This is a genomic window from Pseudonocardia sp. ICBG1142 (assembly GCF_020496255.1).
GTDB lineage: Bacteria > Actinomycetota > Actinomycetes > Mycobacteriales > Pseudonocardiaceae > Pseudonocardia.
Genome location: NZ_JAHLJC010000014.1, coordinates 1 through 26,844 on the forward strand (window position 1 = coordinate 1; position 26,844 = coordinate 26,844).

Annotated in this window: 26 protein-coding genes; 23 read left to right on the forward strand and 3 right to left on the reverse strand. The window is 67.4% G+C overall.

What is annotated here, in order from left to right:
• Positions 1-2,328 precede the first annotated feature (2,328 nt).
• The 6 genes from KPL59_RS12530 (at position 2,329) to KPL59_RS12555 (ending at position 8,120) form a co-directional block, all read left to right on the forward strand.
• Complete coding sequence (locus tag KPL59_RS12530) at positions 2,329-2,751, forward strand: plasmid replication, integration and excision activator (RefSeq protein WP_226360740.1); 423 nt, start codon at positions 2,329-2,331, stop codon at positions 2,749-2,751.
• Positions 2,752-2,977: 226 nt separating this feature from the next.
• Positions 2,978-3,304: a WhiB family transcriptional regulator gene (locus KPL59_RS12535; RefSeq protein WP_226360902.1), complete on the forward strand. Its 327-nt coding sequence runs from the start codon at positions 2,978-2,980 to the stop codon at positions 3,302-3,304.
• A gap of 286 nt (positions 3,305-3,590) precedes the next feature.
• Entirely contained in the window at positions 3,591-5,018 is a 1,428-nt protein-coding gene (locus KPL59_RS12540) for an FtsK/SpoIIIE domain-containing protein (RefSeq protein ID WP_226360903.1), read from the forward strand.
• Positions 5,019-5,119: 101 nt separating this feature from the next.
• Positions 5,120-6,733 carry a helitron helicase-like domain-containing protein gene (locus KPL59_RS12545; protein ID WP_226360545.1) on the forward strand — a complete coding sequence of 538 codons (1,614 nt, stop codon included), beginning with the start codon at positions 5,120-5,122 and terminating at the stop codon, positions 6,731-6,733.
• Between the two features lie 14 nt (positions 6,734-6,747).
• Complete coding sequence (locus tag KPL59_RS12550; protein ID WP_226360295.1) at positions 6,748-6,963, forward strand: helix-turn-helix domain-containing protein; 216 nt, start codon at positions 6,748-6,750, stop codon at positions 6,961-6,963.
• Positions 6,960-8,120, forward strand: coding sequence for a site-specific integrase (locus KPL59_RS12555; RefSeq protein ID WP_226360294.1), 1,161 nt, complete (start codon positions 6,960-6,962; stop codon positions 8,118-8,120). Before KPL59_RS12550 ends, KPL59_RS12555 begins: the two co-directional genes overlap by 4 nt.
• Positions 8,121-8,186: 66 nt before the next feature.
• On the opposite strand, the gene KPL59_RS12560 is transcribed toward KPL59_RS12555, so the two are convergent.
• Complete coding sequence (locus KPL59_RS12560; RefSeq protein WP_226360293.1) at positions 8,187-8,597, reverse strand: hypothetical protein; 411 nt, start codon at positions 8,595-8,597, stop codon at positions 8,187-8,189.
• A gap of 941 nt (positions 8,598-9,538) precedes the next feature.
• Between KPL59_RS12560 and KPL59_RS12565 the strand changes: the two genes are divergently transcribed.
• The 9 genes from KPL59_RS12565 (at position 9,539) to KPL59_RS12610 (ending at position 16,949) form a co-directional block, all read left to right on the forward strand.
• The gene (locus tag KPL59_RS12565) at positions 9,539-9,847 is read left to right on the forward strand and encodes a putative quinol monooxygenase (protein ID WP_226360749.1); all 309 of its coding nucleotides are present in this window, start codon (positions 9,539-9,541) and stop codon (positions 9,845-9,847) included.
• Positions 9,844-10,260, forward strand: coding sequence for a helix-turn-helix transcriptional regulator (locus tag KPL59_RS37600; RefSeq protein ID WP_226360904.1), 417 nt, complete (start codon positions 9,844-9,846; stop codon positions 10,258-10,260). Before KPL59_RS12565 ends, KPL59_RS37600 begins: the two co-directional genes overlap by 4 nt.
• Positions 10,261-10,391: 131 nt before the next feature.
• On the forward strand, positions 10,392-11,051 hold the full coding sequence (locus KPL59_RS12575; protein WP_226360905.1) for a hypothetical protein: 660 nt from the start codon (positions 10,392-10,394) through the stop codon (positions 11,049-11,051).
• A gap of 100 nt (positions 11,052-11,151) precedes the next feature.
• A complete protein-coding gene (locus KPL59_RS12580) occupies positions 11,152-11,574 on the forward strand; it encodes a plasmid replication, integration and excision activator (RefSeq protein ID WP_226360740.1) in 423 nt (140 codons plus the stop codon).
• A 310-nt stretch (positions 11,575-11,884) separates the two neighbouring features.
• On the forward strand, positions 11,885-12,067 hold the full coding sequence (locus KPL59_RS12590; protein ID WP_226360909.1) for a hypothetical protein: 183 nt from the start codon (positions 11,885-11,887) through the stop codon (positions 12,065-12,067).
• Between the two features lie 190 nt (positions 12,068-12,257).
• Positions 12,258-13,847 carry an FtsK/SpoIIIE domain-containing protein gene (locus KPL59_RS12595; RefSeq protein WP_226360296.1) on the forward strand — a complete coding sequence of 530 codons (1,590 nt, stop codon included), beginning with the start codon at positions 12,258-12,260 and terminating at the stop codon, positions 13,845-13,847.
• Positions 13,848-13,948: 101 nt separating this feature from the next.
• A complete protein-coding gene (locus tag KPL59_RS12600) occupies positions 13,949-15,562 on the forward strand; it encodes a helitron helicase-like domain-containing protein (RefSeq protein ID WP_226360545.1) in 1,614 nt (537 codons plus the stop codon).
• Positions 15,563-15,576: 14 nt separating this feature from the next.
• Positions 15,577-15,792, forward strand: a complete 216-nt coding sequence (locus tag KPL59_RS12605) for a helix-turn-helix domain-containing protein (protein WP_226360295.1) — start codon at positions 15,577-15,579, stop codon at positions 15,790-15,792.
• On the forward strand, positions 15,789-16,949 hold the full coding sequence (locus tag KPL59_RS12610) for a site-specific integrase (RefSeq protein WP_226360294.1): 1,161 nt from the start codon (positions 15,789-15,791) through the stop codon (positions 16,947-16,949). Before KPL59_RS12605 ends, KPL59_RS12610 begins: the two co-directional genes overlap by 4 nt.
• Before the next feature lie 66 nt (positions 16,950-17,015).
• Here the strand turns inward: KPL59_RS12610 and KPL59_RS12615 are convergent, their stop codons facing one another.
• The gene (locus KPL59_RS12615) at positions 17,016-17,426 is read right to left on the reverse strand and encodes a hypothetical protein (RefSeq protein WP_226360293.1); all 411 of its coding nucleotides are present in this window, start codon (positions 17,424-17,426) and stop codon (positions 17,016-17,018) included.
• 941 nt (positions 17,427-18,367) lie between these two features.
• On the opposite strand from KPL59_RS12615, the gene KPL59_RS12620 reads away from it, so the two are divergent.
• The 8 genes from KPL59_RS12620 (at position 18,368) to KPL59_RS12655 (ending at position 25,780) form a co-directional block, all read left to right on the forward strand.
• Complete coding sequence (locus KPL59_RS12620) at positions 18,368-18,676, forward strand: putative quinol monooxygenase (protein ID WP_226360749.1); 309 nt, start codon at positions 18,368-18,370, stop codon at positions 18,674-18,676.
• Complete coding sequence (locus KPL59_RS12625) at positions 18,673-19,881, forward strand: helix-turn-helix domain-containing protein (protein WP_226360739.1); 1,209 nt, start codon at positions 18,673-18,675, stop codon at positions 19,879-19,881. Before KPL59_RS12620 ends, KPL59_RS12625 begins: the two co-directional genes overlap by 4 nt.
• 100 nt (positions 19,882-19,981) lie before the next feature.
• On the forward strand, positions 19,982-20,404 hold the full coding sequence (locus KPL59_RS12630; protein ID WP_226360740.1) for a plasmid replication, integration and excision activator: 423 nt from the start codon (positions 19,982-19,984) through the stop codon (positions 20,402-20,404).
• 140 nt (positions 20,405-20,544) lie between these two features.
• On the forward strand, positions 20,545-20,898 hold the full coding sequence (locus tag KPL59_RS12635) for a WhiB family transcriptional regulator (RefSeq protein WP_226360741.1): 354 nt from the start codon (positions 20,545-20,547) through the stop codon (positions 20,896-20,898).
• Positions 20,899-21,088: 190 nt separating this feature from the next.
• The gene (locus KPL59_RS12640) at positions 21,089-22,678 is read left to right on the forward strand and encodes an FtsK/SpoIIIE domain-containing protein (protein ID WP_226360296.1); all 1,590 of its coding nucleotides are present in this window, start codon (positions 21,089-21,091) and stop codon (positions 22,676-22,678) included.
• Positions 22,679-22,779: 101 nt separating this feature from the next.
• Entirely contained in the window at positions 22,780-24,393 is a 1,614-nt protein-coding gene (locus KPL59_RS12645) for a helitron helicase-like domain-containing protein (RefSeq protein WP_226360545.1), read from the forward strand.
• Between the two features lie 14 nt (positions 24,394-24,407).
• The gene (locus KPL59_RS12650; protein WP_226360295.1) at positions 24,408-24,623 is read left to right on the forward strand and encodes a helix-turn-helix domain-containing protein; all 216 of its coding nucleotides are present in this window, start codon (positions 24,408-24,410) and stop codon (positions 24,621-24,623) included.
• Complete coding sequence (locus tag KPL59_RS12655) at positions 24,620-25,780, forward strand: site-specific integrase (protein ID WP_226360294.1); 1,161 nt, start codon at positions 24,620-24,622, stop codon at positions 25,778-25,780. Before KPL59_RS12650 ends, KPL59_RS12655 begins: the two co-directional genes overlap by 4 nt.
• 66 nt (positions 25,781-25,846) lie before the next feature.
• Here KPL59_RS12655 and KPL59_RS12660 read toward each other — a convergent pair whose 3' ends face one another.
• The gene (locus KPL59_RS12660; protein ID WP_226360293.1) at positions 25,847-26,257 is read right to left on the reverse strand and encodes a hypothetical protein; all 411 of its coding nucleotides are present in this window, start codon (positions 26,255-26,257) and stop codon (positions 25,847-25,849) included.
• Between the last annotated feature and the right edge of the window lie 587 nt (positions 26,258-26,844).

The following is a 26,844-nucleotide window of genomic DNA, read 5'->3' on the forward strand; positions in this document are numbered from 1 at the left end:
AAGGGGTGGTGTTTCGGCCGGTCGCGTGGTGTGAGCGGGCGACGGGAATCGAACCCGCGTAGCCAGTTTGGAAGACTGCGGTCAATGCCCTGCCCACCTGCGCGATCTGAGCCGGTCGACTGACCGTGAGTGGCCGTGAGTGACCGTGGTTCCCCGCCAGTACTCGCACGCTCGTTGCACGACCGGCCCCGTGGGGTGTCTTTTTTCCCACGCGCCCGGCCTGCTGGTGATCTCCTCGCGGCGCGGGTTCACCCCTGCCAGACCGAGGGGTGGGGTGCAAGGCACGGGGTTCAGCCTTGCACCCCACCCCTCGGTCTGGTTGCCGTCTCGGCGCGCCGTGAGGAGATCGCCAGCCCCGCCGCACTCCCCCTGATCTCCGAGCGGTGTCGGGTCCGGGCGGAGCCCGGCCGCCGGAGGCATCCCGGGCGGCACGCCCGGCCTACAGGACTGACGACGGTCCGCATCGACGCCTGGCGTGACGCGGAGCAAGGGCAGCGGCGGCCATCGTGCAGGCGTGCCGTCGGCGTCTCTGGGGTTCAGGCGGCTGCCTGGTGGCTTGGGGTCGGGTAGCCGAGCCCGCCGCCGCGAACGGGCCGGAGGTGTAGTGAGCGAGCGGCGGGGGCGGCGTGGCCGACCCCGCGCCGCCGGAGGCGGCGCCTTGATCCCCTAAAGCACAATTCGGCAACACACACGACCTAGACAGACGACGTGACGCAAGCGAGCCCGTACGGAACGACGCCGGCCGAGGTCAGCCGCCGGACGCATCATGGCGGCTGAAGGAAGCGGCGATGTGGCGGGCAGCGGCGACGGGCGTGACCGTCGAGGTATCCAACGTCGTAGTCGGTGGAGGCAAGAGTGGCGTGGCGTCCCAAGCAGCGAGCCGCGCCTGGAGGTCGGCGCTTCCTCGCTGCCGCATCTAATGCTTGCCACATCACTGGGGCACCAAGAGCAAAACGAGCCAATGAGTCTCTGGAGTCGCGCACAACGGCGTCAACGGCTTCCGGCTGACCTAGATGCAAACCGGCCAACCGTAGCGAGACTTTTCCTAGGCCCGACTCTATCGACATATACGTGCACGTACCGGCCATCTGCCAGATGACGCACCGAACGAGCCAGTCTATCGCGCGTCAGCCGATCGCCATCCGATAGCCATCAGTTCTACCGGACCACACTTTATGCGACGAAACAAATGGAAGTGCGTATCATAGCCAGTCAGCGCTGGCCGTGACGTGTCCTTACCTGCTGCAGGCGGCCCATAGGCAGAACCCCGCGAGTCACGCTGCGACCTTGTCGTGATCCGGCGAGCCTGCGCTGAGGCGGCTCACTGATGCGGAGTTCTCCACGACACGTGGGGCGATCGGAGGTCGGAAATTAGATCGAGGCCCTCCAGATGAGCCGTCCCAATCTGCAAGCTTCGTCGCGTCCCGGGCCGCTCCGCGCCGACGGAGATAGCTATGCTCGTCTGTGCGTCCACAAGCACCCAACGACAGTGGTGTCGGCATTGAATGGGCATGGGCGTCAATCGTACGACACAGCCATGCCGGTCGGTGAACTCCCTCGAAAGGGGCATCAGCGATGACACTGTTACCACACGAAGATTTTCAGTCACGACAGCAGCGACCGCCTCGTATTCGCGAGACGTACCTGATTGAGGTAAACCTCAGATTCGCGGTCATGGGGAGGGGACCGTCCAAGGACCTCCAGCAGTTGTTCCCCAGCGTCGAGTCACAGTGTCTTTGTCATCACAGTCCAGCCGACCTCACGGGCAAGCGTGCGCGCCATTCGATTTTCCACTACCCGGGTAGCCCCCTATCAAGATCACCTGCGTGGCGGCGGTCGCGCAGAGATCAGACCGAGATGACAAGCCCCTGCCTCGGGGCACGAACTCCGCCTAGACCTCGCCTCGTTTCAACCAGACCTTCCCCAGCAAGGAGCTTCATCGCCTCGAGATCGTAAAGGGGCTACCCCCCTTCGGATGGCGAGCGCCTTGGTCGAGGGGAGAGTCGCCACGTTGACCAGGCGTCCCGCTGAGATGTCGTTGGCGATGTGGCGGGCCTCTGCGCATGCAGCGCCTCGCCCCGCGACAGTGCCCGTCGTGAGGCTCCATGATCTCGATTTCCTGGTCGTTCACTCGGTCGTCCTGGCTAGCGTTCGGCGCTCCACTTGCACCCCGCTCGCGCGGGACAGAAATCCTACCACGCGCTGCAAGTCGCCGCTGGTCAGAGGCCCCTCGGAGTCGTAGCCTTCAGTTGACATGCTGAGCTATCAACTGCTAGCCTCACGTAGAGCTTGCAGCTGGACGCAGAGAGCGAACGCAGAGGAGCTGACATGGCACGCAGTAACAGGTTTGTGGTGGCGATGGGTGATGTGTTCCCGCTGGGGGCGTTCGTGGTGTCGGAGGTGGAGGCGGTGCGGGATTTTGAGAAGTCGGCGCCGGGGCGTCCGGTGCAGCAGGTCGATCGGGAGTCGGGGTTGCCGGTGTGGTCGGTGTCGGTGCTGGATGCCGATCCGGAAGCACGGCGGAGCGAGAAGACGGTGGTGGTGAAGATCGCTGCGGCGCATCAGCCGGTGCCGCCGGAGGCCACAGCGGGGTTGCCGTTTCGTCCGGTGGAGTTCGACGGGCTCACGGTGACCCCGTACGTGCAGGAGACCGGCGGGCGTCCGCGTGTGGCTTACAGCTTTCGCGCGGCGGGGATGCGCGCCCCCGGCCCCCAGCGTGGACATACGGCCAAGAACCAGGACGCCGCCTGACAAGCACTGTCGGACCAGGCGATATGTGTGGGAGAGCCCGTTAGTGGCGGGCTCCCCCACCGAGTCTTCCTTGCCGTGTGTTGCTGCCGTGGCAGGCAGTTGATCAACCCGGAACCAGCGTGGAAGGACACCGATCCTAGATGAACACCGGACTTTCTTCACCCCCTCCTGCCCTGCCCCGGGCGCTTCACGGTGCTGAACGTCATCGCTGGCGGGCCGGGGCGGCGTGTCGCGGGATGGACACCGAGTCGTTCTTCCCACCGACACCGCTCCGCACGCCGCCGAGCCTGCGTTGGAGGTGTGTCGTGGTTGCCGGGTCCGCAGTATGTGTCTGGTCGAGGCGCTGCTGGTCGAAGACCCGGCCCGCCGCTACGGCGTCCTCGGCGCCACCACCCCACAGGATCGACGGCGGCTGCACCGCACCGCTCGGGTCGCCGCCCGCCGGAGCACCGCCCCTGCTGCTGTTCCCACCGGGGAGCGCGGCGGCATGAACCCGACACGACCACCGATGTCGTTACCGGGGAGGGCACGGTGCGGTGCGAGGTGTGCCTGACCCCGCTGAGCGATATCTCCGGGGGGGCGGGCGGCGGTGTGGCGACCATCATGGGCAGCTCGCGTTGGTCCCGATCCTTGTCGTGTGCGCTCCGCGTCGTTCCCCCGAGCAGGACGGGGAGCGTGCGATGAGACGACAGGTTCTCTGGTCCTGGCCGGTCTGGCGACGGTGGTGGTGCTCGCTGGTCTGCATTGGGTGGGGCAGTTCCTCGGCCGGATCGCCGAGGGCGTGGCGACGGTCGCGGTCGTGTTCGTCACCGTGTGGTGGCCTGCAAGGCCGCGTGATCGTGACGGTGTGGGTGGTTCGGCATTGGCGCACCACGATCACCGCTGCGGTCGCTGTGGTGTGGTGCTCGCTGCTCGGGTGGCCCTCGCTGGTGGTCACCATCGCTGCGGTCGCTGTCGCGCTGGGGGTGTGGCGGTGGACATCGGTGGTGTCGTTCGATCGTTATGCCGGGCGTCGTCTGCGGGGGTGGTGGCTGCGCTGGCTGCTGTATGCGCCTCGGATGCCGCGCTGGCTGCGCTCCTGCAACCTGACGGTGCCGGACCGGGGCGGAGCACCGATCGCGGTGGTGAATCCATTGCGCCGCACCCCGGTCTTGTCGAGGTCGCGGCCGGTGGCTGATCAGCTCCCTCGGATTCTGGGGGTGCGCTCGGGGCCGTCGTGGGACGAGGTCCGGGTCCGCCTCGTTCCCGGGCAGACCCCGGAAGAGTTCGACACCGCCACCCGCGCCCTCGCTGTCGCGCGCAGGGTGCGGCGTTGTCAGGTGCGGGAGTTGTCCCCGAATGTGGTGTCGATCGATTTCCAGCGCCGCAACCTGCTGTCCGGGGTGGTGCGGGCGCCGGGCCTGGACACCCTGTCCGACCTGGACGGGTCGGCGATCGACCTGGAGAAGGTCTGGTCCGGGCACACCGAGTACGGCACGGACTGGCATCAGTCGTTGATCGGTGGTCACACCCTGGTCGCGGGGGCGACTGGGGCGGGGAAGGGGTCGTTGATGTGGGCGCCGTTGTGTGCGATCGCCCCCGCGATCGGTGACGGCCTGGTCCGGGTCAACGGGATCGACCCGAAAGGTATGGAGCTGGCCTACGGGCGGGGAGTGTTCCACCGCTACGCCGTCACCAGCAAAGACGCCCTCGCCCTCCTCGATGATCTTGTCGAGAGCATGGAGGCCCGTAAACGCGAGTACGCCGGGGCGACCCGCCTGGTCCCCGTCACCCGGGACACCCCGTTGGAGATCGTGGAGTTCGACGAGATCGGTGCGCTGCTGCGTTACGGCGGGGACCGCAAGACCCGCGAGGCGATCACCGACCGCGTCGCCCTGCTCACCACCCAGGGCCGCGCGTTGGGCTACACCGTGCGCGGCTATGTGCAGGAACCGACCAAGGACACCGTCCCGGTGCGGGAGCTGTTCCCCCGCCGCATCTGCCTACGCGTCGCCTCGAAGTCCCATGTGTCGATGGTCCTCGGCGATCACGCCTACGACCGTGGTGCGTGGGCCAACCGGATCGGTGAAGACGAACCCGGCGTGGGCTATCTGTTCGGCGACGGCATCCGTGAACCCCTGCGTATCCGGGCCGGGTGGGTGTCTGACGGTGCGGTCAAAGACCTAGAAGCCTTCGTCACCCGCACTTCCCCGACCGCCGGAGTGGCGCCGGTCCTGACCCTCCCCGACCCGACCGTCCACCACCGCGAGATCGGAGACGCAGCATGACCAACGCCGACACCCACACCGACAGCGCCGACACCGTGACCGACAGCGCGCCGGGGCGGGAGCCGGTCGATCAGGACACGCTCACCCGGGCGCAGAAGGCGATGCTGGCCCTGTCGCACGAGGTCGCGGTCCAGCTCGCCGAGGACCACGGCGTGTGTGTCCGCCCCCTGGCGATGCGCCGCATCGACCAATCCACCGGACGGATCGATGTCGTGCCGGTGCCGTGCGGTTCGACACGGGAAGACCAGTGCCGCCCCTGCTCAGACAAGGCCCGACGGCTGCGGATGACCCAGTGCCGCGAAGGCTGGCACCTGGAGAACGAACCCGCCGTCACACCTGCCGACCCGACGACCGCGCAGAAAGAGTTGATGGCCGCCCGCGCGGACTTCCACGCCGCCTACACTGACTGTCTCGCCGCCGGAGACAACGCCGAGTGTGATGAGATACGCGAGATCGTCGAGGACATCGACACCGAACTCCGCGCCCTCGGAGTCCGCGGACCCCTCGCCCCGCTCGACCCCCGCCCGAAGGCCATCCGCCGGACTACCCGGCGTCGTCAGGACGCCCCGAACCTGCCCCGGCGGCCTGTGGAGGACCGCACGATCGGACGGGTGTTCGGCGGGAAATATCGGCCCTCGACCTTCCTCACCCTGACCCTGGACACCTACGGCCGCGTCGACGGCAACGGCGCCGCGATCGACCCCGATACCTACGACTACCGCCGCGCCGCCCGCGATGCGATCCACTTCCCGAAGCTGCTGGACAGGTTCTGGCAGAACACGCGGCGCTGTGTCGGCTGGGACGTGCAGTACTTCGGGACCGTCGAACCGCAGAAACGCGGTGCCCCGCACTTCCACGCCGCCATCCGCGGCACCATCCCCCGCGCAGAGTTGCGCGCGATCACCGCCGCCACCTACCACCAGGTCTGGTGGCCCGCCCACGACGACATCGTCTACACCGGGGACAAGCTCCCCCGCTGGGACCACCGGCAGAAAGCCTTCGTCGACCCCGACACCCACACACCGCTCCCCACCTGGGACGAGGCCACCGACCCCGAGGTCCTCACCACGCCGGCCCACACCGTGGTCTTCGGCCCCCAAGTGCATGTGAAAGGCATCCTCGGCGGCACCGAAGAAGCCGGACGCCACATCGGCTACCTCACCAAATACCTCACCAAATCCGTCGGCCACGCCGCCGGACTCGACGACACCGCCACCACCCGCCAGCGCGACCACGCCCGACGCCTCACCGCCGAACTCGCCATCACCCCGTGTTCGCCGCGCTGCCCGATCTGGCTGCTCTACGCCGTCGCACCCAAGGGTGCCCGCCCGGAGATGACCCCCGGGCACTGCACCGGCACAGCGCACAAGCCCGAACACCTCGGCATCGCCGGACGCCGCGTCCTGGTCTCCCGCAAATGGTCCAACAAGAGCCTCGGTGATCACCGCGCGGACCGGAGCGCGTTCGTTCGGCAACTCCTCGACCACGCCGGAGTGACACCCGCCTACGCGATCGATGACGGACCCTTCAACTGGGAACCCGTGCAACCCGGCGACAGCGACGTCCCACCCCGCCCCGTCCTGCTTCTGCACGCGATCCATCAACGCCAACGATGGCGCGCCGACTACGACGCCGCCCTCCTCACCACCACCGGCCCACCACCGGACGACCGTTCGGCAATCGGGTGTTCGGCTACCCGTGATCAGGCCGCGTAGCAGGGACGCCGTCGATGACGCAGTACCTGACCGTGGCCGAGACCGCCCGCTACCTGAACACCTCCCCGCGTTTCGTGCGGCGCCTGGTCGCAGCCCGACGGATCGCGTTCTACCGCATCGGACGGCATGTGCGCTTCGCCGTGACCGACCTCGACGCCTGGCTCGCCCAAGGCCGGGTCGAACCGTTCCCCCACCGACCACACCCACACCCCCGGCGAGGAACGCGATGACGGCGAACAAGACGAGTCGGCGCCGGTTCGGCTCCATCCGCCGCCTGCCCTCCGGGCGGTATCAGGCCAGCTACCCCACCAACAGCGGGCAACGCCGCACCGCCCCGGGAACCTTCGACCGCAAAGGCGACGCCGCCCAATGGCTCACCCTCGTCGAAAGCGACATCCTGCGCGGTGACTGGTTCGACCCCGCCCTGGGCCAGCTACCCTTCCATGACTTCGGGGAGCAGTGGATCACCGAACACCGCGTCAGCGCCCGCACCCGCGAGGAGTACCGCAGCATCTGGCGCCACCACATCGACCCGTTCCTCGGCCCGATCGACCTCGCCGAGCTGACCACCGCAGTCATCCGCACCTGGCGCACCACCCTGCTCGCTGCCGGACGCTCCGAAGACCGCACCGCGAAGGCCTACCGCCTCGTCCGCGCCATCTGCACCACCGCCGTCGACGACGGCCGGATCACCCGCAACCCCTGCCGCATCAAAGGCGCCGGTGAACACCGCACCCCCGAACGCCCCACCGCCACCATCGGCCAGGTCTTCGACCTCGCCGCCGCGATGCCACCCCGCTTCCACGCCCTGATCCTGTCCGCCGCGTTCACCGGACTGCGCTGGGGAGAACTCGCCGGGCTACGCCACTGCGACCTCGACCTGAACACCGCCACCCTCCACGTCCGACGACGCCTGGCCCAACTCAGCCGAGGCGGCCTCCGACCCGGGCCACCCAAATCCGCCGCCGGTATCCGCACCCTCTCCCTGCCCCCGTTCCTCGTCGAGGTCCTCACCACCCACACCGCCGCCTACTCCGGCCCGCCACCGGACGGACTGATCTTCTGCGGACAACGCGGCGGCATGCTCCGACGCGGGAACTTCGGCCGCGCAACCGACTGGCCCACCACCGTGGTCAAGACCGGGCTCCCCACCGGTTTCCATTTCCATGACCTACGTCACACCGGTAACCATCTCGCTGCTACTGCTGGGGCCAGCACCCGCGAACTCATGCACCGCATGGGCCACGGCACCATGCGCGCCGCACTGATCTACCAACACGCCACCACCGAACGCGACCGCCGCATCGCCACCCAGATCGCCGCACTGGTCGACCGCGAACGCCGACCCCACACCGATCAGGACATCGAGGCCGACGACGACGGCTGAGTCGTCAGAGAGTTCACCGGCGGCTTCCCTCATCGGGCACGTATTCCCCACCCCTCCGAGACCACCTCAATCGGGCGAGCGATAACGCTGCGCCCCCCGGTCTTCGGTCCACCCAATTTCATACTCGCCGCAGGAGAACGTCGACTCGGGAAAGTCGCGCCCCTTTCGCATCATGAATTCATCGGCAGTCGCACTATCGTGGAATACTCCAAGGATTCGACAGTCGTCAGCTTCCTCCTGGAGGACGATCCAGACCGTCGACGGCGCGGCGGCATGAGTGACCACGCGACGACCCCGCCCGTACAGCCCCGACCCCGGTTCACCCCGGCTCCGCCGCACGGCCCGATCAAGAGCATGGGCACACAGGACGACCAGCACCCCGGTCACCACGAAGAGCCAGTCGAATCCACCGTTCCACACGGTGAGGATGACCACGAGGCCCGCCGCAGTGCACACAGCCCAGACGATGTTGAGCATGCGCACGCCTCCCTGCCGTCTCATGTTCAAGCGTCCGGGGGCGGCCACTCGCCCTCTTCTCGCACACCGGTCGCACGTCCCGCACCACCCCCTGTTCAAGATCGATAAGGGGTGGTGTTTCGGCCGGTCGCGTGGTGTGAGCGGGCGACGGGAATCGAACCCGCGTAGCCAGTTTGGAAGACTGCGGTCAATGCCCTGCCCACCTGCGCGATCTGAGCCGGTCGACTGACCGTGAGTGGCCGTGAGTGACCGTGGTTCCCCGCCAGTACTCGCACGCTCGTTGCACGACCGGCCCCGTGGGGTTGTCTTTTTTCCCACGCGCCCGGCCTGCTGGTGATCTCCTCGCGGCGCGGGTTCACCCCTGCCAGACCGAGGGGTGGGGTGCAAGGCACGGGGTTCAGCCTTGCACCCCACCCCTCGGTCTGGTTGCCGTCTCGGCGCGCCGTGAGGAGATCGCCAGCCCCGCCGCACTCCCCCTGATCTCCGAGCGGTGTCGGGTCCGGGCGGAGCCCGGCCGCCGGAGGCATCCCGGGCGGCACGCCCGGCCTACAGGACTGACGACGGTCCGCATCGACGCCTGGCGTGACGCGGAGCAAGGGCAGCGGCGGCCATCGTGCAGGCGTGCCGTCGGCGTCTCTGGGGTTCAGGCGGCTGCCTGGTGGCTTGGGGTCGGGTAGCCGAGCCCGCCGCCGCGAACGGGCCGGAGGTGTAGTGAGCGAGCGGCGGGGGCGGCGTGGCCGACCCCGCGCCGCCGGAGGCGGCGCCTTGATCCCCTAAAGCACAATTCGGCAACACACACGACCTGAGCAGACCTCGCCCACCGCCTCCGTGAGCACCAGCGGTACTTCGTTCGGGAACCGACGCCCGTACCGCACTTTTAGTGACAGGCCGTATGATAAGTGCACAGTGCCTGACGGCTAGTCCCTCACTCGGGAGGCAGGATGTTCGGCTTAGTTGCACGCTTCGACCTCGCGGACGCAGAGGCGGCCCGGAGGTTCGACGCTTTAACTTCAGCTACGTGTGAGCAGATCAAATCCTCAGAGCCAGGCACCCTGCTCTACCTCGTAAATACTGTATCCGCCGAGCCACTGGCTCGAATTTTCTACGAACTTTACATCGACCGCGACTCCTTCGAGGCCCACGAATCCACTGCGCACGTGAAGCACTTCCTGGCAGAACGCGAGCAGTACATCACAAACCTGCGAGTCGAGTTCATCGCCTCAACGAACGGCAAGCCGACACTCCGATGAGAAGCGATTCGTCAACAGACTTCGGTCGGAAAATAGCATTCCTGCGCAAGAAGCTTGGATACTCGCAGGCGGAGTTTGCACAAAAGGTCGGACGCTCTGAAACCTGGGTAAGTCAGGTGGAGCGCGGAGTTCGGCGAATCGACCGCATGTCAGTGCTTGAACGCGTAGCCGACGCCCTTGACACTGAGGTCGGCGAGCTGACACCAGAAAAATCCTGGCCACTCGCACAGACAGGGAAGCCTGCTGCCGCTACTGAGTTAGCACTAACCCTGGCGTCGAACCACGCGCTCCAGGCGCTACCGAAATCGCCCCAGCCGGTAGATATCCCGGCATTGAAGAGCGAACCAGTCACGCATGGAAGCTGGCCCACTCTGCTCAGTATGAAGAGCTTGCAATTCTCTTGCGTGATTTGATCACAGAAGTCGAAACCGCCAGCGATCAGGCTGGCAACGAGACTCCCCCCGCAGTCCGGCAATCGCGCGCTCGGATGTACCTCGCTGCATCTGCAATGCTAGCCAAGCTAGGGGAATTTGATGCAGCCTGGGTGGCAATCGATCGCGCCACGGCGTCCGCTCACACCTTAAAGAACGCGCACTTACTGGCCGAATGCGCATTTCGTCTTGCGATTGTCTTTCAAGCGAGCCGACGCTTCGACATGGCCCGTCGAGTCGCAGGCGATGCCGCCAACGCTCTGTCTCAAACCTACCCCCAGGGGGATTCAGACCCCGCAACCTACGCACTGCTTGGCGCACTTCATCTTCAACTTGCTACAGCTTCAGCGCGCAGCGGAGACGGAGATGCAGCCTACCGTTACCTAAATGATGCGCGAGAGGCCGCTGAGCACGTTCACGATGGCCGCAATGACTACAACACCGAATTTGGGCCGACCAATGTGAGTCTGCACGAGGTTGCTGTCGCAGTTGAGCTTGGCGACGCTGGCCGAGCCCTACGCGTAGCAGAACAGATCGACGACGGCCGTCTGTCCGCCGAGCGGCAGGGCCGATTCTTGATCGATGTCGCCAGCGCAAGCGCACAGCTGCGCCGCACCGACGCCGTGATCAATGCACTCCGCCGCAGCTTCACCGTCTCGCCGCAACAGGCTAGGTCACACAGCCGAGCGCGCACCCTCATTGCGGACCTCCTGCGGTCGCATGGCGACGACCCTCGCGTGAAGGAGCTGGCCGGACAGGTCACCTCCAACTGACCTCCGCCAAGACCCGCACTAAAAGTATTGACTAGCACAACCAGTGCGAGTACTGTCGGGATAGCGGCGGGAGATGCCTGTCGCTCACGGAGGAGCTGACATGGCGCGTAGTAACAGGTTTGTGGTGGCGATGGGTGATGTGTTCCCGCTGGGGGCGTTCGTGGTGTCGGAGGTGGAGGCGGTGCGGGATTTTGAGAAGTCGGCGCCGGGGCGTCCGGTGCAGCAGGTCGATCGGGAGTCGGGGTTGCCGGTGTGGTCGGTGTCGGTGCTGGATGCCGATCCGGAAGCACGGCGGAGCGAGAAGACGGTGGTGGTGAAGATCGCTGCGGCGCATCAGCCGGTGCCGCCGGAGGCCACAGCGGGGTTGCCGTTTCGTCCGGTGGAGTTCGACGGGCTCACGGTGACCCCGTACGTGCAGGAGACCGGCGGGCGTCCGCGTGTGGCTTACAGCTTTCGCGCGGCGGGGATGCGCGCCCCCGGCCCCCAGCGTGGACATACGGCCAAGAACCAGGACGCCGCCTGACAAGCACTGTCGGACCAGGCGATATGTGTGGGAGAGCCCGTTAGTGGCGGGCTCCCCCACCGAGTCTTCCTTGCCGTGTGTTGCTGCCGTGGCAGGCAGTTGATCAACCCGGAACCAGCGTGGAAGGACACCGATCCTAGATGAACACCGGACTTTCTTCACCCCCTCCTGCCCTGCCCCGGGCGCTTCACGGTGCTGAACGTCATCGCTGGCGGGCAGCGGCGGCGTGTCGCGGGATGGACACCGAGTCGTTCTTCCCCACCGACACCGCTCCGCACGCCGCCGAGCCTGCGTTGGAGGTGTGTCGTGGTTGCCGGGTCCGCAGTATGTGCTGGTCGAGGCGCTGCTGGTCGAAGACCCGGCCCGCCGCTACGGCGTCCTCGGCGCCACCACCCCACAGGATCGACGGCGGCTGCACCGCACCGCTCGGGTCGCCGCCCGCCGGAGCACCGCCCCTGCTGCCGTTCCCACACCGGGGAGCGCGGCGGCATGAACACCGACACGACCACCGATGTCGTTACCGGGGAGGACACGGTGCGGTGCGAGGTGTGCCTGACCCCGCTGAGCGCGGTATCTCAGGGGGACGGGCGTCGGTGTAGCGACCATCATGACCAGCTCGCGTTGGTTCCCCTCCTTGCCGTGTGCGCTCCGCGTCGTTCCCCGGAACAGGACGGAGAGCGTCGATGAGCACGACAGGTTCTCTCGTTGTTGCCGGTCTGGCGACGGTGGTGGTGCTCGCTGGTCTGCATTGGGTGGGGCAGTTCCTCGGCCGGATCGCCGAGGGCGTGGCGACGGTCGCGGTCGTGTTCGTCACCGTCTGGTTGGCCTGCAAGGTCGTCGTGATCGTGACGGTGTGGGTGGTTCGGCATTGGCGCACCACGATCACCGCTGCGGTCGCTGTGGTGTGGTGCTCGCTGCTCGGGTGGCCCTCGCTGGTGGTCACCATCGCTGCGGTCGCTGTCGCGCTGGGGGTGTGGCGGTGGACATCGGTGGTGTCGTTCGATCGTTATGCCGGGCGTCGTCTGCGGGGGTGGTGGCTGCGCTGGCTGCTGTATGCGCCTCGGATGCCGCGCTGGCTGCGCTCCTGCAACCTGACGGTGCCGGACCGGGGCGGAGCACCGATCGCGGTGGTGAATCCATTGCGCCGCACCCCGGTCTTGTCGAGGTCGCGGCCGGTGGCTGATCAGCTCCCTCGGATTCTGGGGGTGCGCTCGGGGCCGTCGTGGGACGAGGTCCGGGTCCGCCTCGTTCCCGGGCAGACCCCGGAAGAGTTCGACACCGCCACCCGCGCCCTCGCTGTCGCGCGCAGGGTGCGGCGTTGTCAGGTGCGGGAGTTGTCCCCGAATGTGGTGTCGATCGATTTCCAGCGCCGCAACCTGCTGTCCGGGGTGGTGCGGGCGCCGGGCCTGGACACCCTGTCCGACCTGGACGGGTCGGCGATCGACCTGGAGAAGGTCTGGTCCGGGCACACCGAGTACGGCACGGACTGGCATCAGTCGTTGATCGGTGGTCACACCCTGGTCGCGGGGGCGACTGGGGCGGGGAAGGGGTCGTTGATGTGGGCGCCGTTGTGTGCGATCGCCCCCGCGATCGGTGACGGCCTGGTCCGGGTCAACGGGATCGACCCGAAAGGTATGGAGCTGGCCTACGGGCGGGGAGTGTTCCACCGCTACGCCGTCACCAGCAAAGACGCCCTCGCCCTCCTCGATGATCTTGTCGAGAGCATGGAGGCCCGTAAACGCGAGTACGCCGGGGCGACCCGCCTGGTCCCCGTCACCCGGGACACCCCGTTGGAGATCGTGGAGTTCGACGAGATCGGTGCGCTGCTGCGTTACGGCGGGGACCGCAAGACCCGCGAGGCGATCACCGACCGCGTCGCCCTGCTCACCACCCAGGGCCGCGCGTTGGGCTACACCGTGCGCGGCTATGTGCAGGAACCGACCAAGGACACCGTCCCGGTGCGGGAGCTGTTCCCCCGCCGCATCTGCCTACGCGTCGCCTCGAAGTCCCATGTGTCGATGGTCCTCGGCGATCACGCCTACGACCGTGGTGCGTGGGCCAACCGGATCGGTGAAGACGAACCCGGCGTGGGCTATCTGTTCGGCGACGGCATCCGTGAACCCCTGCGTATCCGGGCCGGGTGGGTGTCTGACGGTGCGGTCAAAGACCTAGAAGCCTTCGTCACCCGCACTTCCCCGACCGCCGGAGTGGCGCCGGTCCTGACCCTCCCCGACCCGACCGTCCACCACCGCGAGATCGGAGACGCAGCATGACCAACGCCGACACCCACACCGACAGCGCCGACACCGTGACCGACAGCGCGCCGGGGCGGGAGCCGGTCGATCAGGACACGCTCACCCGGGCGCAGAAGGCGATGCTGGCCCTGTCGCACGAGGTCGCGGTCCAGCTCGCCGAGGACCACGGCGTGTGTGTCCGCCCCCTGGCGATGCGCCGCATCGACCAATCCACCGGACGGATCGATGTCGTGCCGGTGCCGTGCGGTTCGACACGGGAAGACCAGTGCCGCCCCTGCTCAGACAAGGCCCGACGGCTGCGGATGACCCAGTGCCGCGAAGGCTGGCACCTGGAGAACGAACCCGCCGTCACACCTGCCGACCCGACGACCGCGCAGAAAGAGTTGATGGCCGCCCGCGCGGACTTCCACGCCGCCTACACTGACTGTCTCGCCGCCGGAGACAACGCCGAGTGTGATGAGATACGCGAGATCGTCGAGGACATCGACACCGAACTCCGCGCCCTCGGAGTCCGCGGACCCCTCGCCCCGCTCGACCCCCGCCCGAAGGCCATCCGCCGGACTACCCGGCGTCGTCAGGACGCCCCGAACCTGCCCCGGCGGCCTGTGGAGGACCGCACGATCGGACGGGTGTTCGGCGGGAAATATCGGCCCTCGACCTTCCTCACCCTGACCCTGGACACCTACGGCCGCGTCGACGGCAACGGCGCCGCGATCGACCCCGATACCTACGACTACCGCCGCGCCGCCCGCGATGCGATCCACTTCCCGAAGCTGCTGGACAGGTTCTGGCAGAACACGCGGCGCTGTGTCGGCTGGGACGTGCAGTACTTCGGGACCGTCGAACCGCAGAAACGCGGTGCCCCGCACTTCCACGCCGCCATCCGCGGCACCATCCCCCGCGCAGAGTTGCGCGCGATCACCGCCGCCACCTACCACCAGGTCTGGTGGCCCGCCCACGACGACATCGTCTACACCGGGGACAAGCTCCCCCGCTGGGACCACCGGCAGAAAGCCTTCGTCGACCCCGACACCCACACACCGCTCCCCACCTGGGACGAGGCCACCGACCCCGAGGTCCTCACCACGCCGGCCCACACCGTGGTCTTCGGCCCCCAAGTGCATGTGAAAGGCATCCTCGGCGGCACCGAAGAAGCCGGACGCCACATCGGCTACCTCACCAAATACCTCACCAAATCCGTCGGCCACGCCGCCGGACTCGACGACACCGCCACCACCCGCCAGCGCGACCACGCCCGACGCCTCACCGCCGAACTCGCCATCACCCCGTGTTCGCCGCGCTGCCCGATCTGGCTGCTCTACGCCGTCGCACCCAAGGGTGCCCGCCCGGAGATGACCCCCGGGCACTGCACCGGCACAGCGCACAAGCCCGAACACCTCGGCATCGCCGGACGCCGCGTCCTGGTCTCCCGCAAATGGTCCAACAAGAGCCTCGGTGATCACCGCGCGGACCGGAGCGCGTTCGTTCGGCAACTCCTCGACCACGCCGGAGTGACACCCGCCTACGCGATCGATGACGGACCCTTCAACTGGGAACCCGTGCAACCCGGCGACAGCGACGTCCCACCCCGCCCCGTCCTGCTTCTGCACGCGATCCATCAACGCCAACGATGGCGCGCCGACTACGACGCCGCCCTCCTCACCACCACCGGCCCACCACCGGACGACCGTTCGGCAATCGGGTGTTCGGCTACCCGTGATCAGGCCGCGTAGCAGGGACGCCGTCGATGACGCAGTACCTGACCGTGGCCGAGACCGCCCGCTACCTGAACACCTCCCCGCGTTTCGTGCGGCGCCTGGTCGCAGCCCGACGGATCGCGTTCTACCGCATCGGACGGCATGTGCGCTTCGCCGTGACCGACCTCGACGCCTGGCTCGCCCAAGGCCGGGTCGAACCGTTCCCCCACCGACCACACCCACACCCCCGGCGAGGAACGCGATGACGGCGAACAAGACGAGTCGGCGCCGGTTCGGCTCCATCCGCCGCCTGCCCTCCGGGCGGTATCAGGCCAGCTACCCCACCAACAGCGGGCAACGCCGCACCGCCCCGGGAACCTTCGACCGCAAAGGCGACGCCGCCCAATGGCTCACCCTCGTCGAAAGCGACATCCTGCGCGGTGACTGGTTCGACCCCGCCCTGGGCCAGCTACCCTTCCATGACTTCGGGGAGCAGTGGATCACCGAACACCGCGTCAGCGCCCGCACCCGCGAGGAGTACCGCAGCATCTGGCGCCACCACATCGACCCGTTCCTCGGCCCGATCGACCTCGCCGAGCTGACCACCGCAGTCATCCGCACCTGGCGCACCACCCTGCTCGCTGCCGGACGCTCCGAAGACCGCACCGCGAAGGCCTACCGCCTCGTCCGCGCCATCTGCACCACCGCCGTCGACGACGGCCGGATCACCCGCAACCCCTGCCGCATCAAAGGCGCCGGTGAACACCGCACCCCCGAACGCCCCACCGCCACCATCGGCCAGGTCTTCGACCTCGCCGCCGCGATGCCACCCCGCTTCCACGCCCTGATCCTGTCCGCCGCGTTCACCGGACTGCGCTGGGGAGAACTCGCCGGGCTACGCCACTGCGACCTCGACCTGAACACCGCCACCCTCCACGTCCGACGACGCCTGGCCCAACTCAGCCGAGGCGGCCTCCGACCCGGGCCACCCAAATCCGCCGCCGGTATCCGCACCCTCTCCCTGCCCCCGTTCCTCGTCGAGGTCCTCACCACCCACACCGCCGCCTACTCCGGCCCGCCACCGGACGGACTGATCTTCTGCGGACAACGCGGCGGCATGCTCCGACGCGGGAACTTCGGCCGCGCAACCGACTGGCCCACCACCGTGGTCAAGACCGGGCTCCCCACCGGTTTCCATTTCCATGACCTACGTCACACCGGTAACCATCTCGCTGCTACTGCTGGGGCCAGCACCCGCGAACTCATGCACCGCATGGGCCACGGCACCATGCGCGCCGCACTGATCTACCAACACGCCACCACCGAACGCGACCGCCGCATCGCCACCCAGATCGCCGCACTGGTCGACCGCGAACGCCGACCCCACACCGATCAGGACATCGAGGCCGACGACGACGGCTGAGTCGTCAGAGAGTTCACCGGCGGCTTCCCTCATCGGGCACGTATTCCCCACCCCTCCGAGACCACCTCAATCGGGCGAGCGATAACGCTGCGCCCCCCGGTCTTCGGTCCACCCAATTTCATACTCGCCGCAGGAGAACGTCGACTCGGGAAAGTCGCGCCCCTTTCGCATCATGAATTCATCGGCAGTCGCACTATCGTGGAATACTCCAAGGATTCGACAGTCGTCAGCTTCCTCCTGGAGGACGATCCAGACCGTCGACGGCGCGGCGGCATGAGTGACCACGCGACGACCCCGCCCGTACAGCCCCGACCCCGGTTCACCCCGGCTCCGCCGCACGGCCCGATCAAGAGCATGGGCACACAGGACGACCAGCACCCCGGTCACCACGAAGAGCCAGTCGAATCCACCGTTCCACACGGTGAGGATGACCACGAGGCCCGCCGCAGTGCACACAGCCCAGACGATGTTGAGCATGCGCACGCCTCCCTGCCGTCTCATGTTCAAGCGTCCGGGGGCGGCCACTCGCCCTCTTCTCGCACACCGGTCGCACGTCCCGCACCACCCCCTGTTCAAGATCGATAAGGGGTGGTGTTTCGGCCGGTCGCGTGGTGTGAGCGGGCGACGGGAATCGAACCCGCGTAGCCAGTTTGGAAGACTGCGGTCAATGCCCTGCCCACCTGCGCGATCTGAGCCGGTCGACTGACCGTGAGTGGCCGTGAGTGACCGTGGTTCCCCGCCAGTACTCGCACGCTCGTTGCACGACCGGCCCCGTGGGGTTGTCTTTTTTCCCACGCGCCCGGCCTGCTGGTGATCTCCTCGCGGCGCGGGTTCACCCCTGCCAGACCGAGGGGTGGGGTGCAAGGCACGGGGTTCAGCCTTGCACCCCACCCCTCGGTCTGGTTGCCGTCTCGGCGCGCCGTGAGGAGATCGCCAGCCCCGCCGCACTCCCCCTGATCTCCGAGCGGTGTCGGGTCCGGGCGGAGCCCGGCCGCCGGAGGCATCCCGGGCGGCACGCCCGGCCTACAGGACTGACGACGGTCCGCATCGACGCCTGGCGTGACGCGGAGCAAGGGCAGCGGCGGCCATCGTGCAGGCGTGCCGTCGGCGTCTCTGGGGTTCAGGCGGCTGCCTGGTGGCTTGGGGTCGGGTAGCCGAGCCCGCCGCCGCGAACGGGCCGGAGGTGTAGTGAGCGAGCGGCGGGGGCGGCGTGGCCGACCCCGCGCCGCCGGAGGCGGCGCCTTGATCCCCTAAAGCACAATTCGGCAACACACACGACCTGAGCAGACCTCGCCCACCGCCTCCGTGAGCACCAGCGGTACTTCGTTCGGGAACCGACGCCCGTACCGCACTTTTAGTGACAGGCCGTATGATAAGTGCACAGTGCCTGACGGCTAGTCCCTCACTCGGGAGGCAGGATGTTCGGCTTAGTTGCACGCTTCGACCTCGCGGACGCAGAGGCGGCCCGGAGGTTCGACGCTTTAACTTCAGCTACGTGTGAGCAGATCAAATCCTCAGAGCCAGGCACCCTGCTCTACCTCGTAAATACTGTATCCGCCGAGCCACTGGCTCGAATTTTCTACGAACTTTACATCGACCGCGACTCCTTCGAGGCCCACGAATCCACTGCGCACGTGAAGCACTTCCTGGCAGAACGCGAGCAGTACATCACAAACCTGCGAGTCGAGTTCATCGCCTCAACGAACGGCAAGCCGACACTCCGATGAGAAGCGATTCGTCAACAGACTTCGGTCGGAAAATAGCATTCCTGCGCAAGAAGCTTGGATACTCGCAGGCGGAGTTTGCACAAAAGGTCGGACGCTCTGAAACCTGGGTAAGTCAGGTGGAGCGCGGAGTTCGGCGAATCGACCGCATGTCAGTGCTTGAACGCGTAGCCGACGCCCTTGACACTGAGGTCGGCGAGCTGACACCAGAAAAATCCTGGCCACTCGCACAGACAGGGAAGCCTGCTGCCGCTACTGAGTTAGCACTAACCCTGGCGTCGAACCACGCGCTCCAGGCGCTACCGAAATCGCCCCAGCCGGTAGATATCCCCGGCATTGAAGAGCGAACCAGTCACGCATGGAAGCTGGCCCACTCTGCTCAGTATGAAGAGCTTGCAATTCTCTTGCGTGATTTGATCACAGAAGTCGAAACCGCCAGCGATCAGGCTGGCAACGAGACTCCCCCCGCAGTCCGGCAATCGCGCGCTCGGATGTACCTCGCTGCATCTGCAATGCTAGCCAAGCTAGGGGAATTTGATGCAGCCTGGGTGGCAATCGATCGCGCCACGGCGTCCGCTCACACCTTAAAGAACGCGCACTTACTGGCCGAATGCGCATTTCGTCTTGCGATTGTCTTTCAAGCGAGCCGACGCTTCGACATGGCCCGTCGAGTCGCAGGCGATGCCGCCAACGCTCTGTCTCAAACCTACCCCCAGGGGGATTCAGACCCCGCAACCTACGCACTGCTTGGCGCACTTCATCTTCAACTTGCTACAGCTTCAGCGCGCAGCGGAGACGGAGATGCAGCCTACCGTTACCTAAATGATGCGCGAGAGGCCGCTGAGCACGTTCACGATGGCCGCAATGACTACAACACCGAATTTGGGCCGACCAATGTGAGTCTGCACGAGGTTGCTGTCGCAGTTGAGCTTGGCGACGCTGGCCGAGCCCTACGCGTAGCAGAACAGATCGACGACGGCCGTCTGTCCGCCGAGCGGCAGGGCCGATTCTTGATCGATGTCGCCAGCGCAAGCGCACAGCTGCGCCGCACCGACGCCGTGATCAATGCACTCCGCCGCAGCTTCACCGTCTCGCCGCAACAGGCTAGGTCACACAGCCGAGCGCGCACCCTCATTGCGGACCTCCTGCGGTCGCATGGCGACGACCCTCGCGTGAAGGAGCTGGCCGGACAGGTCACCTCCAACTGACCTCCGCCAAGACCCGCACTAAAAGTATTGACTAGCACAACCAGTGCGAGTACTGTCGGGATAGCGGCGGGAGATGCCTGTCGCTCACGGAGGAGCTGACATGGCGCGTAGTAACAGGTTTGTGGTGGCGATGGGTGATGTGTTCCCGCTGGGGGCGTTCGTGGTGTCGGAGGTGGAGGCGGTGCGGGATTTTGAGAAGTCGGCGCCGGGGCGTCCGGTGCAGCAGGTCGATCGGGAGTCGGGGTTGCCGGTGTGGTCGGTGTCGGTGCTGGATGCCGATCCGGAAGCACGGCGGAGCGAGAAGACGGTGGTGGTGAAGATCGCTGCGGCGCATCAGCCGGTGCCGCCGGAGGCCACAGCGGGGTTGCCGTTTCGTCCGGTGGAGTTCGACGGGCTCACGGTGACCCCGTACGTGCAGGAGACCGGCGGGCGTCCGCGTGTGGCTTACAGCTTTCGCGCGGCGGGGATGCGCGCCCCCGGCCCCCAGCGTGGACATACGGCCAAGAACCAGGACGCCGCCTGACAAGCACTGTCGGACCAGGCGATATGTGTGGGAGAGCCCGTTAGTGGCGGGCTCCCCCACCGAGTCTTCCTTGCCGTGTGTTGCTGCCGTGGCAGGCAGTTGATCAACCCGGAACCAGCGTGGAAGGACACCGATCCTAGATGAACACCGGACTTTCTTCACCCCCTCCTGCCCTGCCCCGGGCGCTTCACGGTGCTGAACGTCATCGCTGGCGGGCAGCGGCGGCGTGTCGCGGGATGGACACCGAGTCGTTCTTCCCCACCGACACCGCTCCGCACGCCGCCGAGCCTGCGTTGGAGGTGTGTCGTGGTTGCCGGGTCCGCAGCATGTGCCTGGTCGAGGCGCTGCTGGTCGAAGACCCGGCCCGCCGCTACGGCGTCCTCGGCGCCACCACCCCACAGGATCGACGGCGGCTGCACCGCACCGCTCGGGTCGCCGCCCGCCGGAGCACCGCCCCTGCTGCCGTTCCCACACCGGGGAGCGCGGCGGCATGAACACCGACACGACCACCGATGTCGTTACCGGGGAGGACACGGTGCGGTGCGAGGTGTGCCTGACCCCGCTGAGCGCGGTATCTCAGGGGGACGGGCGTCGGTGTAGCGACCATCATGACCAGCTCGCGTTGGTTCCCCTCCTTGCCGTGTGCGCTCCGCGTCGTTCCCCGGAACAGGACGGAGAGCGTCGATGAGCACGACAGGTTCTCTCGTTGTTGCCGGTCTGGCGACGGTGGTGGTGCTCGCTGGTCTGCATTGGGTGGGGCAGTTCCTCGGCCGGATCGCCGAGGGCGTGGCGACGGTCGCGGTCGTGTTCGTCACCGTCTGGTTGGCCTGCAAGGTCGTCGTGATCGTGACGGTGTGGGTGGTTCGGCATTGGCGCACCACGATCACCGCTGCGGTCGCTGTGGTGTGGTGCTCGCTGCTCGGGTGGCCCTCGCTGGTGGTCACCATCGCTGCGGTCGCTGTCGCGCTGGGGGTGTGGCGGTGGACATCGGTGGTGTCGTTCGATCGTTATGCCGGGCGTCGTCTGCGGGGGTGGTGGCTGCGCTGGCTGCTGTATGCGCCTCGGATGCCGCGCTGGCTGCGCTCCTGCAACCTGACGGTGCCGGACCGGGGCGGAGCACCGATCGCGGTGGTGAATCCATTGCGCCGCACCCCGGTCTTGTCGAGGTCGCGGCCGGTGGCTGATCAGCTCCCTCGGATTCTGGGGGTGCGCTCGGGGCCGTCGTGGGACGAGGTCCGGGTCCGCCTCGTTCCCGGGCAGACCCCGGAAGAGTTCGACACCGCCACCCGCGCCCTCGCTGTCGCGCGCAGGGTGCGGCGTTGTCAGGTGCGGGAGTTGTCCCCGAATGTGGTGTCGATCGATTTCCAGCGCCGCAACCTGCTGTCCGGGGTGGTGCGGGCGCCGGGCCTGGACACCCTGTCCGACCTGGACGGGTCGGCGATCGACCTGGAGAAGGTCTGGTCCGGGCACACCGAGTACGGCACGGACTGGCATCAGTCGTTGATCGGTGGTCACACCCTGGTCGCGGGGGCGACTGGGGCGGGGAAGGGGTCGTTGATGTGGGCGCCGTTGTGTGCGATCGCCCCCGCGATCGGTGACGGCCTGGTCCGGGTCAACGGGATCGACCCGAAAGGTATGGAGCTGGCCTACGGGCGGGGAGTGTTCCACCGCTACGCCGTCACCAGCAAAGACGCCCTCGCCCTCCTCGATGATCTTGTCGAGAGCATGGAGGCCCGTAAACGCGAGTACGCCGGGGCGACCCGCCTGGTCCCCGTCACCCGGGACACCCCGTTGGAGATCGTGGAGTTCGACGAGATCGGTGCGCTGCTGCGTTACGGCGGGGACCGCAAGACCCGCGAGGCGATCACCGACCGCGTCGCCCTGCTCACCACCCAGGGCCGCGCGTTGGGCTACACCGTGCGCGGCTATGTGCAGGAACCGACCAAGGACACCGTCCCGGTGCGGGAGCTGTTCCCCCGCCGCATCTGCCTACGCGTCGCCTCGAAGTCCCATGTGTCGATGGTCCTCGGCGATCACGCCTACGACCGTGGTGCGTGGGCCAACCGGATCGGTGAAGACGAACCCGGCGTGGGCTATCTGTTCGGCGACGGCATCCGTGAACCCCTGCGTATCCGGGCCGGGTGGGTGTCTGACGGTGCGGTCAAAGACCTAGAAGCCTTCGTCACCCGCACTTCCCCGACCGCCGGAGTGGCGCCGGTCCTGACCCTCCCCGACCCGACCGTCCACCACCGCGAGATCGGAGACGCAGCATGACCAACGCCGACACCCACACCGACAGCGCCGACACCGTGACCGACAGCGCGCCGGGGCGGGAGCCGGTCGATCAGGACACGCTCACCCGGGCGCAGAAGGCGATGCTGGCCCTGTCGCACGAGGTCGCGGTCCAGCTCGCCGAGGACCACGGCGTGTGTGTCCGCCCCCTGGCGATGCGCCGCATCGACCAATCCACCGGACGGATCGATGTCGTGCCGGTGCCGTGCGGTTCGACACGGGAAGACCAGTGCCGCCCCTGCTCAGACAAGGCCCGACGGCTGCGGATGACCCAGTGCCGCGAAGGCTGGCACCTGGAGAACGAACCCGCCGTCACACCTGCCGACCCGACGACCGCGCAGAAAGAGTTGATGGCCGCCCGCGCGGACTTCCACGCCGCCTACACTGACTGTCTCGCCGCCGGAGACAACGCCGAGTGTGATGAGATACGCGAGATCGTCGAGGACATCGACACCGAACTCCGCGCCCTCGGAGTCCGCGGACCCCTCGCCCCGCTCGACCCCCGCCCGAAGGCCATCCGCCGGACTACCCGGCGTCGTCAGGACGCCCCGAACCTGCCCCGGCGGCCTGTGGAGGACCGCACGATCGGACGGGTGTTCGGCGGGAAATATCGGCCCTCGACCTTCCTCACCCTGACCCTGGACACCTACGGCCGCGTCGACGGCAACGGCGCCGCGATCGACCCCGATACCTACGACTACCGCCGCGCCGCCCGCGATGCGATCCACTTCCCGAAGCTGCTGGACAGGTTCTGGCAGAACACGCGGCGCTGTGTCGGCTGGGACGTGCAGTACTTCGGGACCGTCGAACCGCAGAAACGCGGTGCCCCGCACTTCCACGCCGCCATCCGCGGCACCATCCCCCGCGCAGAGTTGCGCGCGATCACCGCCGCCACCTACCACCAGGTCTGGTGGCCCGCCCACGACGACATCGTCTACACCGGGGACAAGCTCCCCCGCTGGGACCACCGGCAGAAAGCCTTCGTCGACCCCGACACCCACACACCGCTCCCCACCTGGGACGAGGCCACCGACCCCGAGGTCCTCACCACGCCGGCCCACACCGTGGTCTTCGGCCCCCAAGTGCATGTGAAAGGCATCCTCGGCGGCACCGAAGAAGCCGGACGCCACATCGGCTACCTCACCAAATACCTCACCAAATCCGTCGGCCACGCCGCCGGACTCGACGACACCGCCACCACCCGCCAGCGCGACCACGCCCGACGCCTCACCGCCGAACTCGCCATCACCCCGTGTTCGCCGCGCTGCCCGATCTGGCTGCTCTACGCCGTCGCACCCAAGGGTGCCCGCCCGGAGATGACCCCCGGGCACTGCACCGGCACAGCGCACAAGCCCGAACACCTCGGCATCGCCGGACGCCGCGTCCTGGTCTCCCGCAAATGGTCCAACAAGAGCCTCGGTGATCACCGCGCGGACCGGAGCGCGTTCGTTCGGCAACTCCTCGACCACGCCGGAGTGACACCCGCCTACGCGATCGATGACGGACCCTTCAACTGGGAACCCGTGCAACCCGGCGACAGCGACGTCCCACCCCGCCCCGTCCTGCTTCTGCACGCGATCCATCAACGCCAACGATGGCGCGCCGACTACGACGCCGCCCTCCTCACCACCACCGGCCCACCACCGGACGACCGTTCGGCAATCGGGTGTTCGGCTACCCGTGATCAGGCCGCGTAGCAGGGACGCCGTCGATGACGCAGTACCTGACCGTGGCCGAGACCGCCCGCTACCTGAACACCTCCCCGCGTTTCGTGCGGCGCCTGGTCGCAGCCCGACGGATCGCGTTCTACCGCATCGGACGGCATGTGCGCTTCGCCGTGACCGACCTCGACGCCTGGCTCGCCCAAGGCCGGGTCGAACCGTTCCCCCACCGACCACACCCACACCCCCGGCGAGGAACGCGATGACGGCGAACAAGACGAGTCGGCGCCGGTTCGGCTCCATCCGCCGCCTGCCCTCCGGGCGGTATCAGGCCAGCTACCCCACCAACAGCGGGCAACGCCGCACCGCCCCGGGAACCTTCGACCGCAAAGGCGACGCCGCCCAATGGCTCACCCTCGTCGAAAGCGACATCCTGCGCGGTGACTGGTTCGACCCCGCCCTGGGCCAGCTACCCTTCCATGACTTCGGGGAGCAGTGGATCACCGAACACCGCGTCAGCGCCCGCACCCGCGAGGAGTACCGCAGCATCTGGCGCCACCACATCGACCCGTTCCTCGGCCCGATCGACCTCGCCGAGCTGACCACCGCAGTCATCCGCACCTGGCGCACCACCCTGCTCGCTGCCGGACGCTCCGAAGACCGCACCGCGAAGGCCTACCGCCTCGTCCGCGCCATCTGCACCACCGCCGTCGACGACGGCCGGATCACCCGCAACCCCTGCCGCATCAAAGGCGCCGGTGAACACCGCACCCCCGAACGCCCCACCGCCACCATCGGCCAGGTCTTCGACCTCGCCGCCGCGATGCCACCCCGCTTCCACGCCCTGATCCTGTCCGCCGCGTTCACCGGACTGCGCTGGGGAGAACTCGCCGGGCTACGCCACTGCGACCTCGACCTGAACACCGCCACCCTCCACGTCCGACGACGCCTGGCCCAACTCAGCCGAGGCGGCCTCCGACCCGGGCCACCCAAATCCGCCGCCGGTATCCGCACCCTCTCCCTGCCCCCGTTCCTCGTCGAGGTCCTCACCACCCACACCGCCGCCTACTCCGGCCCGCCACCGGACGGACTGATCTTCTGCGGACAACGCGGCGGCATGCTCCGACGCGGGAACTTCGGCCGCGCAACCGACTGGCCCACCACCGTGGTCAAGACCGGGCTCCCCACCGGTTTCCATTTCCATGACCTACGTCACACCGGTAACCATCTCGCTGCTACTGCTGGGGCCAGCACCCGCGAACTCATGCACCGCATGGGCCACGGCACCATGCGCGCCGCACTGATCTACCAACACGCCACCACCGAACGCGACCGCCGCATCGCCACCCAGATCGCCGCACTGGTCGACCGCGAACGCCGACCCCACACCGATCAGGACATCGAGGCCGACGACGACGGCTGAGTCGTCAGAGAGTTCACCGGCGGCTTCCCTCATCGGGCACGTATTCCCCACCCCTCCGAGACCACCTCAATCGGGCGAGCGATAACGCTGCGCCCCCCGGTCTTCGGTCCACCCAATTTCATACTCGCCGCAGGAGAACGTCGACTCGGGAAAGTCGCGCCCCTTTCGCATCATGAATTCATCGGCAGTCGCACTATCGTGGAATACTCCAAGGATTCGACAGTCGTCAGCTTCCTCCTGGAGGACGATCCAGACCGTCGACGGCGCGGCGGCATGAGTGACCACGCGACGACCCCGCCCGTACAGCCCCGACCCCGGTTCACCCCGGCTCCGCCGCACGGCCCGATCAAGAGCATGGGCACACAGGACGACCAGCACCCCGGTCACCACGAAGAGCCAGTCGAATCCACCGTTCCACACGGTGAGGATGACCACGAGGCCCGCCGCAGTGCACACAGCCCAGACGATGTTGAGCATGCGCACGCCTCCCTGCCGTCTCATGTTCAAGCGTCCGGGGGCGGCCACTCGCCCTCTTCTCGCACACCGGTCGCACGTCCCGCACCACCCCCTGTTCAAGATCGATAAGGGGTGGTGTTTCGGCCGGTCGCGTGGTGTGAGCGGGCGACGGGAATCGAACCCGCGTAGCCAGTTTGGAAGACTGCGGTCAATGCCCTGCCCACCTGCGCGATCTGAGCCGGTCGACTGACCGTGAGTGGCCGTGAGTGACCGTGGTTCCCCGCCAGTACTCGCACGCTCGTTGCACGACCGGCCCCGTGGGGTTGTCTTTTTTCCCACGCGCCCGGCCTGCTGGTGATCTCCTCGCGGCGCGGGTTCACCCCTGCCAGACCGAGGGGTGGGGTGCAAGGCACGGGGTGAACCCCGTGCCTTGCACCCCACCCCTCGGTCTGGCAGGGGTGAACCCGCGCCGCGAGGAGATCACCAGCAGGCCGGGCGCGTGGGAAAAAAGACAACCCCACGGGGCCGGTCGTGCAACGAGCGTGCGAGTACTGGCGGGGAACCACGGTCACTCACGGCCACTCACGGTCAGTCGACCGGCTCAGATC